Source organism: uncultured Pontibacter sp. (assembly GCF_947495565.1).
In the GTDB taxonomy this organism is placed as follows: Bacteria; Bacteroidota; Bacteroidia; order Cytophagales; family Hymenobacteraceae; genus Pontibacter.
Genome location: NZ_CANLZM010000013.1, coordinates 96,389 through 108,291 on the forward strand (window position 1 = coordinate 96,389; position 11,903 = coordinate 108,291).

An 11,903-nucleotide genomic window follows, 5' to 3' on the forward strand; every position below is an offset into this window, starting at 1 on the left:
ATTAAAAAGTGTATCTGACGGGGTTAGTGTTTACTTCTGATATTAAGACTGCAAAATTAGGAAAACTTTTTGAAATAGCGTCATAAAATATCTCCTTTGTGTATACCTCGCTTTCGTAGTGGCCAATATCCGCAATCATCAGCTGGCTCTCCGCGTCAAAAAACTCGTGGTATTTCACATCGCCGGTTACCAGGGCATCAGCGCCTTGGCGTAAGGCGTCTTTTATAAGGAAGCTGCCGGAGCCGCCGCAAACAGCCACCCGTTTTATACTTTTATTACCTATAGAAGTATAGCGCAGCCCCTGCAGTTGCATCTTTTCTTTCAGGTAAGCTAGAAACTCCTCCTCCTTTAGCTCTTGCTCCAGCTCGCCGATTATCCCTATTCCCACTTCCTGGTTCTGGTTTTCGAGGTTGTAGAGGTAATGCGCGACTTCTTCGTAAGGGTGTGCCTGCTTTAAGGCGCTCATGATTTTGCCTTGAAAGTGAGCGGGGAAAATAAGCTCTAAACGGTTTTCCTGCACCTGCTCTGGCTTTTGGGTGCTTCCGATAGTAGGGTTTGCGTTCTCGGAAGGAGTGAAGCGCCCTGTGCCTGTTACGCTAAAGCTGCAGCCGCTGTACTCCCCGATATTTCCGGCGCCTGCGCTGTGTAAAGCTGCCAGCACTTTCTCTGTATGATCTACAGGTACAAAAGTAACCAGCTGCATCAAAGTGGCGGGTTTATTAACAAGTATGCGCTGCTGCTGCAACCCAAGCTTATCTGCTATTTTAGTATTCACGCCGTTAAGTACACTGTCCAGATTTGTGTGGCTGGCGTAAATAGCGATGTTCTGCTGTATAGCTTTTATGATGGTGCGTTCTACATAACTTTTGCCAGTCAGCTGCTTGAGTCCTTTAAAAATAACCGGATGATGCGCCACTACCAAGTTGCATCCTTTCGCTACTGCTTCATCTAGCACAGCCTCAGTGCAATCAAGTGTCACCAGCACACCAGTTACTTCAGTATTTTTATCACCAGTCTGCAGGCCGGCGTTGTCGTAGTTTTCTTGGTAGCGGAGTGGGGCAAGTTGTTCCAGCAGGTCGGTTACTTCGTGTATTTTTGCCATAGGTTTATCTCTTTAGTTGAATTCTTAGCGTAGGCACGTTAAAATTAACGTAATTTGCACGCGATACAAAACATGCACAACTATCTGCACATACCGCTCTGGCCGTTTTCGCAGCTTTACGGAGGTATTATGAGGCTGCGTAATCTCGGGTATGATAAAGGGATTTTGGCCTCACAAAGCTTCAGGCTTCCTGTTATAGCAGTAGGCAACCTGGCTGTAGGAGGGACCGGTAAAACACCACATGTAGAATACCTGCTGCGGCTGCTGCATACCTATAAACTGGCGACTCTTAGCCGCGGTTATAAACGCCATAGCAAGGGATTTATACTTGCCGATGCTTCTTCTTCGGCGGCCTTGCTTGGAGATGAGCCCTTCCAATATTTCCTTGATTTTAAAGATGTTGCTGTGGCCGTGTGCGAGGATCGCGTGAAGGGAATTGAATTGCTGCAAGAGCGGCTGCCGGAACTGGAGATAGTGGTACTAGACGATGCGATGCAACACCGGCCTGTACAGCCTTCCCTCAACATCCTGATCACAGACTTCAACCGCCCTTTTTACAAAGATTATGTGTTGCCTGCTGGAAGGCTCAGGGAGCCGAGGAACGGTGCAAAACGCGCTGACGCGATAATTGTCAGCAAATGCCCTGCAGATCTAAAAGCGCAGGAAATGGCGCAAATTAAGGAGCAGGTGCTGCAGTATACTTTGGCTGGCACGCCAGTTTTCTTCTCTAGCTTTTCTTATGGCTCTCCGGTGGCAATTGGCAAAACAGCTCCCCTAAGTAAAAATGTTATACTCCTGACAGGGATTGCCAACGCAGCGCCTCTCAAGGCTTACCTAGCATCGCAGGGGTATGCCTTGCTCAAACATCTCGCTTACCCGGACCATCATCATTATACAGCAGAAAACCTGCAGGAAATCAGTCAGCTTCTGGCGCAACCAGGCTTTTCAGATGCCACCATACTTACTACCCGCAAAGATGCCGTGAAGCTTACTGATGCAGGTTTAAAACCTTTAACAGCAGCCTTGCCAATCTTTTTCGTTCCGATTGAAGTACAGTTTATAGCAGACGGAGACAGGTTCGGCGACATTGTTCTGCAGCATGTGAAAACCTTTGCGCCTGCCTGAGGCTGCGTATTTACGTTAATAATTCACTATTTTTGAAGCGTGAAAAGAAAACTATCCGCCTGTATACTTTTAATACTGAGTTTGCTGCTGGTAAACACAGCAGCATTTGCGCAGATAATTGATGATACAACTAAAGTAATCTACGGCCCTCATACGGTTCTGAAGCTTTATGAGCAGGATGTGCTGCGAGGCAATTACACCGCTGAACCGCTAGACACCTCTTTGAACAACCTGCACAACGAGCGCTACTGGTACAACGACACAGCTTTCTACCAACACCTTGGCAATATCGGCACGGCCGCAACCCCGATGCTTTTCCAGATGCCCGACAAAATCGGCGTGCGCCTCGGCAAAAACGTTTTTGACCGCTATGCCTACGATCCGCACAGGATAAATTATTTCGATACGCGTTCTCCTTACACTCATTTAAAGTATGTGCAGGGCGGGCTTGGGGAGCAGGTTTTTGAGGCGCTACATACCCGTAACATTAATCCGAGATGGAATTTTGGCGTAGCATATCAGGTGTTGTCTGCCAACCAGCAAATTGGCCCGGCTGCGCAGCAAAGAAGCACAGAGGATTTTCTTGATAACCAAGCTGTAAAACTATTTACGCACTACCGATCCGAAAACGAGAAGTACGACCTGTTCTTTAACTATACTTTTATGAAGGTTGAGCAGATCGAGACTGGAGGAATTGATACCACAAACAGGTCTGTCGAGGAATTTGAGCGCTTTGAAGAGGCTGCTGTTTACCTGAACCAGGCATCTAACGAGGAGTCGCGGAACAACCTGCACCTGACGCAGATTTATCGGCTGGCCAAAGAAAACCTTAAAGTATACCATATGCTCGATTATTACCGCCAACGCAATGAATATGTGGATGACGGCATACCTCAGACCTTAATTGGAGACACGACTGAATCTGGGCAAATTAACGGCACCTCATACTTGTATCCAAAATTCAGGTACAGTACAGGCCGCACCAGCGATGCTACAGAGTATAATGAACTGGAAAACACATTCGGCCTGACCGGCAATAACAGGCTCTCATCCTATAATGCCTATGTAAAGCTGCGCAACGCAAGGATTTCCTACAGCATCCTGGATTCTATCGGCACTTCAAATACAATTCCTGATTCTGTACTGGCAACAGGAAACGTTTTTAGAACAGCGAGTACAAGCGGCGATTATAACCAGGTGTTTATAGGAGGCGACATCAGGTTGTTTTATAAAGAACTGGCCGAGCTGACAGGAAGTGCTGAATACCAGTTGGCGGGTGATTACCGCATTAAAGGTACGGCAAGGTTAGGAGGGGCGTATGGCACACTGGAGCGAGTACTTTATTCGCCATCGCGTGTGCAGCGCTTTATGATAAGCAACCATTTTAGCTGGGAAGATGATCGTGCAAATATAGTTATAGACCGCATCGGGGCAGGTTTGCACCAGAAGATCGGGAAACGGCAGCATGTGAAACTAGACGGCTACTACACAAATGCCAAACGCTGGATTTATTTCAACGAAGATGCTGTGCCGGTGCAGGCAAGCGGTAACCAGCGCTTCTGGGGAGGCAGCCTGGCGCACAAAATATTTTTCGGACCAGTACACTTCGATAATTTTGTAGCTTACAATAATACTGACGAAGCCAACAATATTTTAATGCCGGAGTGGCTGGTAGAGTCCAAAGTATACATTCAGGGGCCTTTGTTTAAGAATGCCTTGTTTCTGCAGCTTGGTGTGCAAGGCAATTATGCTTCTGAGTACTATGGCTATGGCTATATGCCGGTAACGCAGCAGTTTTTTGTTCAGGATGATTTTAAAGTGCAGGGCTATCCTGTTGCAGAAGTTTTCCTGAATGCCGACATCAAAACAGTGAGTGTATTCCTGAAAATGAGCCACGTGAATGCTGAGCTTACAGAGCCTGTTTACTTCTTAACGCCATACTACCCGGGCTTACGCCGTAGTTTCGTGTTTGGCCTTACCTGGCGCTTCTTCGATTAATTTTTAATGTGCTAAGGGTTGAATGGGCGCAATGCGTGTATGTCATTCCTATATTTTTATGAGTATCTCCTATGTCTACTACACAGCCAACTAAAACCATACTGCGGCTTGAGCTGCCAACTGATCCTCGCTGGGTTAATATCGCAGAGAAAAATATTGAGGAAATTTTAGTGGACCATGCCTATTGCGAGCAGAAAGCCGCTACCTCTGGCATTTCGCTGATCGTAAAGTACCCGGACAAGGAGCGCCTGGTGGAGGAGATGACTGAGCTGGTGGCAGAGGAGTGGAGCCATTTTGAGCGGGTGATGGAGCAGCTAAAGAAACGCGGCTATGGCCTTGGCCGCAACCGCCCCGACGAGTATGTGGTGGAGCTGACAAAGCACATCCGCAAAGGCAACAAGCGGGAGCGCCAACTCATGGATCATCTGCTGGTAAATGCGCTAATCGAGGCACGCAGCTGCGAACGCTTTAAGCTGCTCTGGAAGAACATCCAGGATGAGGAACTGCAGAAATTTTATTACGAGTTGATGGTGTCAGAGGCGGGGCATTATGTAAGCTTTGTGAAGCTTGCAAAAGAGTATATGCCACCAGAAGAGGTGGATGCACGCCTTAAAGAACTATTGGCCATAGAAGCAGATATTATCCGAAACCTGGAGCCCCGGCCCGACAGAATGCATTAAAAGAGTTTTGAGTCGCGAGTTCTGAGTCTTGAGTTCTAACTCAAGACTCAGAACTCAATATCACGTTTTCTGCTTTTTCTTTTTGGCGGCAGGAAATAGAATATTGTTAAGTATAAGTCTATAGCCTGGTGAGTTTGGGTGAAGGGCCAGGTCAGTTGGGTCTTCGCCTACCAAATGCTGGTAGTCTTCCGGGTCATGGCCACCATAAAACGTCCAGGTGCCACGGGCGTAGGTGCCATGCATGTAACGTATTTCTGCCAGCTCTTTGTTTTCGCCCATCACCACTACTTCCGGCTTTACAAGCTGCTTTCTGAATGCGGTTGTTTGCCCCATAAAGCCTTTGATGGTTTTGGCGTGGTTCTGTGTCAGCATAGTAGGAATAGGATCCCACTTGGCCGAAAAAGTAAAAAGCTGAAAGTAATCGTTAGCCTCTGTAACCGGGCGCTCCTGCGGCTGCATGTCTATGTTGGAATACTCATACTCCAGCGGGTTCCGTGATAGTTTGAAATCCTGAAAGGCGAACGTTTTGCTGTAATCCAGTTTATTCTGAGCGTTGGGGTCAGCAGCGTCACCGTCAAACATCGCCTCTACAATGTCCACGCCCTCGGCTGCCAGGGCTATATCATAAGTGTCGGTAGCGGAGCACATGGCAAATAGAAAACCTCCGCCTGCCGTGAAATCTTTTATCTTGTTAACCACCGCCATTTTCAGCTGCGATACCTTCTCAAAACCCAATTCAGCTGCCGACTCCTCTGTTTCGCGCTGCTGCTCCTGATACCATGGGTAATGGCGGTAGCTGGCGTAGAACTTACCGTACTGCCCCGTAAAGTCTTCGTGGTGCAAATGCAGCCAGTCATACTTTGGCAGCTCCTCCTGAATTATTTCCTTGTCGTAAATCACATCATAAGGAATTTCGGCATAGGTCAAAACCAGTGTCACGGCATCGTCCCAAGGCATTTTAGATTTAGGCGAGTACACCGCTACCTTTGGTACTTTCTCTAACTTCATTATGTCCATGTTGGCGTCCGGGTTGCCGATTTCTGTCAGGATTCCGTTATACTGGGCATCCGAAATAACCATATAGCTTACGCCCCGAACTATAAGCTCGTTCTCCAGCTGTGGCAGGTGGTTAAAGGCAAAGCTTCCGCCACGATAATTCAAAAGCCAATCCACCGGAACGTTTTTGCCCAGAACCCAATAAGCAATGCCATAAGACTTTAAATGGTCTTTCTGCGACTCATCCATCGGTACCAAAATTGTGCTTGCCATGGCTGGCAAGTATAGCATTAGTAGAAAGAGGAGAAGTGCGGTAATACGGAAAAACATCTGGTTCGTCTTTAAAAAGTCATCAACTGTATAAAAGTGCTTATTTTTTCAGAAAATGCCACTATCTTAGAAGCAACGTGCTGGTTTTTATACATAACGTAAAAGATTGCAAAAGCGCACAATTATCAACTGATGAACCTACTCGAAAATATTTTAGAGGGCCTGAGGGCCATTCAAAGTAACCTGCTCCGCACCATTCTGACGGGCCTGATCATTTCAATCGGTATCATGTCGTTGGTGGGGATACTGACGGCAGTAGATAGTATGAAATACTCGCTCACCCAAACTTTTTCAAATTTGGGCGCTAATTCGTTTGATATCCGCAAAAAAGGATTGAACAACCGGGGCAGTCGCGAGGGCCGCGTAGAGAAGGTTTATCCGAACATTACCTATGACGAAGCCGCGCAATACAAGGATCTGATGCAGGATAAAGCCCGCGTGAGTCTTTCAGCGTTTGTTTCGGGAGCTACTATTGTGAAAAGCCAGACAGAGAAGACAAACCCGAATATAAGTGTGGTGGGCGCAGATGAAAACTACATGCTCAACAATAACCTTAATTTAGGTAAGGGACGTGATTTTTCGAGCTTTGAGCAGGAGATGGGGGTGAATGTAGCCGTGGTAGGAGATGAAATTGTCTCCACATTGTTTAAGAACAAGGACGCTATAGGAGAGTACATTACGTTTTTGGGTCGCAGGTTTAAAATTGTGGGGCAGATGGAGAAGGCGGGCAGCAGCATGGGCGGCAGCAGCGACAGGCGTATACTTATTCCGCTGGAAACCGGAAGGCAGATTCCGCGCAATGGCAACTCCCAGCTAAACTATGATATCAAAACAGCTATTTTCCGGGCGGATGAGCTGAATTATGTAATGGGAGAGGCAACCGGTAAAATGCGCAATATTCGTCAGGATGGACTTGGGCAGGAAGACTCTTTTGAGATCAGACGTTCCGACTCGCTTGTGCAAAGCCTGGATGAGATATCCGGTTACCTGAAACTGGGCGGTGGTGTTATCGGGTTTATTACGCTGCTAGGCGCCTCAGTAGGTTTAATGAATATCATGATGGTGTCTGTTAACGAACGCACGCGCGAAATTGGGGTTCGTAAGGCATTGGGAGCAACCGCTTTCCAGATTCGGCAGCAGTTTTTAATTGAGGCTGTTGTAATTTGCCTGATGGGTGGTTTAGTCGGAATTATACTTGGCATCCTGATGGGCAACGGCATTGCCTCGCTTATTGCAGATGGTGCTGGATTTTTTGTGCCGTGGGTGTGGGTTTTTACCGGACTTACCATCTGCGTATTGGTAGGCGTAATATCAGGTTACTATCCTGCTTTTAAAGCATCTAAACTAGACCCGATAGAGTCGTTGAGGTACGAATAAATTAAACGATGTCATAAGACAGAAGAGCCGCAATAGTATGTTGCGGCTCTTCTGTCTTATACTTAAAAGCCTCGCTTTGTCTTAAAAATCAACTTTGCCTTGCGCTGCTTTGGCTTAATTAGGCCGAGTTTATACTTGTAGGCAGCTTAGTAAACAGGAAGGCCTGCAGCGTTTAACTGCAGGCCTTCCTGTTTATACTTAATATTTGCGGCAGAAGCTTATTTCTTCTTCTCCTCAGATTTAGCTGGTTCAGCTTCGGCTTTCTCAGACTCATAGGTCTTGTTAAGAGCTGATACTACGCTGGAAGTAATATCCAAAGTAGAGTCTCCATACAGAATGGCGCTGTTGCCACGCTGGTAAGTCAGTACCATTTTATATCCCTCTTCGTTGCTTAACTGCTTCAGGTACTCTTCTACGCGGTCATAGATCTTTTTCATCTCCTCAGACTCTTCCGTCATCAGTTCGTTGCCTGAGCTTTGCTGCAGTGCCTGCAGTTGCTGCTGCTTCTGCATTAAACGCTGCTCTGTGGCTTGTGCCTGCTGCTGCGTCATGCCGGCGGCATTCTGCTGGAAACGCTGTACTTCTTTCTGGAAAGACTCCGCCTGAGTGCGCAGGTCTTTCTCTTTTTGCTCAGCCTTGGTTTGCAGACGTGAGCGTACATCCTTAAAATATTCGTAATTGGCCAGCAGCGAGTCTGAATTCACATACACGATATCTGGATTGCCTGAGGCTGTCTCGGAGGCTACTTCTTGCGGGGTAAGAGTGTCTGGGTTGCCAGTGCAGGCAAACAGCATGGCAGAGGCTGTTGCCAACCCCAATGTCATCTTTAGTACTTTCACGCTTTATCTAATTAATGTTTAGTTGGAAGATTTAGCAGCTTAAATATAATAGTATTCCTGCCCAAAAACCTAATGTTTTAGCAGCTCCTGGTAAGTTTCTTCTGCTTCCATCAGTCCGTTAGTGTCTAACTGTGTCAGGCGGACATGCTTTGTCTCGTTTACCAGCACAGGGTCATACTTGGCGACCACGCGTACGTAGTTTTCCGTCCAGCCTTCCATTTTGCCGTCTTTAACATCATCTTCAAACAGAACATTAAACTCTCTGCCCAGGTTCTGCTCGTAGAAATGGCGCTTTTTCTTTTCTGAAAGGATGCGCAGCATATCGGCGCGGCGGTTGCGGTCTTTTATACTTACTTTACCTTCCAGATCAGGCGCAAGTGTGTTTTCGCGCTCCGAATACGGGAAAACGTGCAAATAGCTTACATCCAGTTCGTTCAGGAAGTTATAGGTCTCCAGAAAATCCTCTTCTGTTTCGCCTGGAAAACCTACGATCACATCCACGCCAATGCAGCAATGCGGCATCAACGATTTAATGGTGGCTACGCGGTCAGCGTACAGTTCGCGCTGGTAGCGGCGGCGCATCAGTTTTAGTATTTTGTTGGAGCCCGACTGCAGCGGCACGTGGAAGTGCGGCATAAAGCGCTGGCTTTGGCTTACAAACTCAATAATTTCATCTTTCAGCAGGTTAGGCTCGATAGAGGAGATCCTGAACCGCTCGATGCCTGTCACCTTGTCTAGTTGCTGCACCAGTTCATAGAACGTCTCCACGCGTTTCCCATCCTGGAGCCCAAAATCGCCGGTATTCACCCCAGTCAGCACGATTTCTTTTACTCCTGACTCAGCAATTTCGTGGGCAGATCTCACCACGTTTTCGATACTGTCGGAGCGGCTGTTGCCTCGGGCCAAAGGTATGGTGCAGAAGGTGCAGGAGTAGTCGCAGCCGTCCTGTACTTTCAGGAATGTTCTGGTGCGGTCTCCGAAAGAGTATGAGTTATGAAAAGTATTGGCTTCTGAAATTGGGCTGGCAAATACCTGCGCTTTGTCTTTTTTCTCAAAAGTCTCTAGTATATCCACTAACTGAAACTTCTCGGCAGCGCCTAAAACAGCATCCACACCCGGTATTTCGGATATTTCTTTCGGTTTTAGCTGGGCGTAGCAGCCCACAATAGTGATAAAAGCATTAGGAGAGTGCTTCAGCGCCTCCTTCACAATCTTGCGGCACTTCTTGTCAGCGTTATCCGTCACCGAACAAGTGTTGATGACATAGATATCCGGCTGATCGGTAAACTCCACCTTCTCAAAACCCCGCTCCTGGAAAATACGCCCGATGGTGCTTGTTTCGGAGTAGTTAAGCTTACATCCTAAGGTATAAAAAGCTACTTTCTTCATAATCAGGGGGCAAAGGTACGAAATTTAATTTTGAATTTATGAACATGAACAGGTGTGAATATATGTTTGAGGATCAGGTTGATGGGTGGAATTTGCAAAGGCTTGAGCTTGATGTTTATACTTTATTCGAAGCATATGCCTGAAGCCATCAGCTGATTATTTCAGCACAAAATCTTCAAAAGAATGCTGCATATAGGCTTTGCCATACGCTACCTGCTCTTGTGTTACTCCGCTATCTAGTTGGATAGCTTGTTTAGCCACATTGTCGAAAATTAGCACGCCGTTAGGGGTGATATAGCCAAAGCCATCGTTGTACACATAAAACGCAAAAGGAGAGGAGTTCTCAGCTAAGAGGTTACGGCTCCACTTAAAATCCTGGGTTGGCATTTGCAGCTGCGCTAAAACCGTGGCGGCTATATCTGTCTGGCTTCCGAGGCTGTTTTCTGTTATTCCTCCTTTGGCCAAAGCACCGCCTGCAAGTATGAAGGGAATTTTATACTTGCTTGGCGCATGGTTCGGGTCGTTGCCGGGCAGCCTGTGCCCGTGGTCAGCGGCAATAACTACAAGCGTATGCTGCCACCAATCCTGCTGCTTCGCCTCCTCAATAAATTTGCCTAAAGCCCAATCAGTATAGTGCACGCTGTTTCGGAACTGTGCTTCCTCGTCGGTGCCGGCGAATTTGGCCGGTATCGGTATTTCGAAAGGCTCATGGCTGCTTAAAGTGTAAACGGTGCTGAAGAAAGGCTGTTTTTCCTGCTTCAGGTCCTGCTGCACACGTTCAAACAGTACATGGTCATGGGCGCCCCATTTGGAGTTGTAGGAACTCGGGTCAAAATCATACTTATCAATCAGCCTGTTATAGCCTCCGTTGCGCAGGTAAGATTTGATATTGGCAAACTCGAGCTCGCCGCCATAATAATAGCTGGTGCTGTAGCCCTGCTGCTCAAAAACCTGGCTCAGTTGCGGCAGCTTCTCTGTTTTCTTTGGATACTTTATGATAGATGTTGTAGTCTGAACCGGATAGCCGCTTAACAGCGCTACCATTCCTTTTTCGCTGCGGTCGCCGGCTGCATAAATATCAGTGAAATTTATGCCTTCTGCAGCTAGTTTGTCGAGGTTGGGCGTTACACCCTCTTCGCCGCCCAGGCTGCCGATAAACTTAGCGGTATAACTCTCCAGGATGATGAACAGTACGTTGGGCCTCTGCACATGCAGCAGTTGCTCTTTAGAATCTGAGTTTGCAGCCAAGTATAAAGACGCCACTTTTTTCTGCGCTTCCTGCTCCGGCATATACTTATATGGGTTGCTCCCTGACTGCTCATACTTCAAAAGGGCATGCATCAGATTCCAGGGCATGTTCAGGCCGGCATGGTTAGCAAAAGGCTTATCCGAAAAGTACACCACACTCTGATTAATTGGAATCTGCTGCCAACCACCCCGCAGCGGCAGCACCAGCAAGGCAGAAAATAGAATCGCCGTGCCAACCAACAGCCACTGATTTAAGGCAGGTTTATACTTGCCCAAGTCGAAAACCTGACGGTACAATAGTATGAAAACAGCCGCAATAGCAAAAGTCACTAAAAACAGGATGAGTATAGGGGCAGAAGCGGCAGAGGCTGCCATCTCTGTCGGGGAATTTAAATACTGCAGGGGAGAGGCGTCTAAACGGAAGCCCCAGTGGCTGTAAAGCTCCAGATCCGTGGCAAGAAGTGTGGAGAGCAGCACCAGCAGTGCTACAGTATAATACCTGATAGCAGCGGCCACTTTTATTTTGCGCCACAAACTCGCCAACAACAGGAGCAGGAACGGCAGTATACTTATATAAGCGGCAAAAGAAGCATCCAGGCGCAGACCATATACAAAAGTATAAAGCACATCAGATGAACTCAGCTCAGCCGTACGGTCCAGGTGATAGATCAGGAAAATCGCTCTGGCAACTATAAAATACAGCACCCAGAACAGGAAATAGAAAGGTTGAAAGATAATGCGGTTTTTCACGACGCAAATATAAAGTATAAGTCAGCCAACCATAACAGAAACTTAATGTAGTTAGTTCTTGAGTTGTTT

The 11,903-nt window shown here is 47.2% G+C and carries 9 protein-coding genes; 4 read left to right on the forward strand and 5 right to left on the reverse strand.

Going from position 1 to position 11,903, the window contains the following annotated elements; translation table 11 throughout:
• Position 1: 1 nt before the first annotated feature.
• Positions 2–1,102 (reverse strand): Nif3-like dinuclear metal center hexameric protein, encoded by a 1,101-nt coding sequence (locus tag Q1B04_RS16030; RefSeq protein WP_299760612.1) that lies wholly within the window; start codon positions 1,100–1,102, stop codon positions 2–4.
• Between the two features lie 72 nt (positions 1,103–1,174).
• Here Q1B04_RS16030 and lpxK point away from each other — a divergent pair, with 72 nt between their 5' ends.
• From lpxK to Q1B04_RS16045, 3 genes are all read left to right on the forward strand, one after another.
• Positions 1,175–2,227 carry a tetraacyldisaccharide 4'-kinase gene (lpxK, locus tag Q1B04_RS16035; protein ID WP_299760614.1) on the forward strand — a complete coding sequence of 351 codons (1,053 nt, stop codon included), beginning with the start codon at positions 1,175–1,177 and terminating at the stop codon, positions 2,225–2,227.
• Between the two features lie 39 nt (positions 2,228–2,266).
• A complete protein-coding gene (locus Q1B04_RS16040) occupies positions 2,267–4,225 on the forward strand; it encodes a putative porin (protein ID WP_299760616.1) in 1,959 nt (652 codons plus the stop codon).
• A 71-nt stretch (positions 4,226–4,296) separates the two neighbouring features.
• On the forward strand, positions 4,297–4,905 hold the full coding sequence (locus tag Q1B04_RS16045) for a tRNA-(ms[2]io[6]A)-hydroxylase (protein WP_299760618.1): 609 nt from the start codon (positions 4,297–4,299) through the stop codon (positions 4,903–4,905).
• 60 nt (positions 4,906–4,965) lie between these two features.
• Here Q1B04_RS16045 and Q1B04_RS16050 read toward each other — a convergent pair whose 3' ends face one another.
• Positions 4,966–6,174 carry an asparagine synthetase B gene (locus Q1B04_RS16050; protein WP_299760620.1) on the reverse strand — a complete coding sequence of 403 codons (1,209 nt, stop codon included), beginning with the start codon at positions 6,172–6,174 and terminating at the stop codon, positions 4,966–4,968.
• Between the two features lie 189 nt (positions 6,175–6,363).
• Between Q1B04_RS16050 and Q1B04_RS16055 the strand changes: the two genes are divergently transcribed.
• The gene (locus tag Q1B04_RS16055; RefSeq protein WP_299760622.1) at positions 6,364–7,608 is read left to right on the forward strand and encodes an ABC transporter permease; all 1,245 of its coding nucleotides are present in this window, start codon (positions 6,364–6,366) and stop codon (positions 7,606–7,608) included.
• 218 nt (positions 7,609–7,826) lie between these two features.
• Here Q1B04_RS16055 and Q1B04_RS16060 read toward each other — a convergent pair whose 3' ends face one another.
• The 3 genes from Q1B04_RS16060 to Q1B04_RS16070 form a co-directional block, all read right to left on the reverse strand.
• Positions 7,827–8,447 (reverse strand): OmpH family outer membrane protein, encoded by a 621-nt coding sequence (locus tag Q1B04_RS16060; protein ID WP_299760624.1) that lies wholly within the window; start codon positions 8,445–8,447, stop codon positions 7,827–7,829.
• 69 nt (positions 8,448–8,516) lie between these two features.
• Complete coding sequence (gene mtaB, locus Q1B04_RS16065; protein ID WP_299760626.1) at positions 8,517–9,836, reverse strand: tRNA (N(6)-L-threonylcarbamoyladenosine(37)-C(2))-methylthiotransferase MtaB; 1,320 nt, start codon at positions 9,834–9,836, stop codon at positions 8,517–8,519.
• A 156-nt stretch (positions 9,837–9,992) separates the two neighbouring features.
• Positions 9,993–11,834: an LTA synthase family protein gene (locus Q1B04_RS16070; RefSeq protein WP_299760628.1), complete on the reverse strand. Its 1,842-nt coding sequence runs from the start codon at positions 11,832–11,834 to the stop codon at positions 9,993–9,995.
• Between the last annotated feature and the right edge of the window lie 69 nt (positions 11,835–11,903).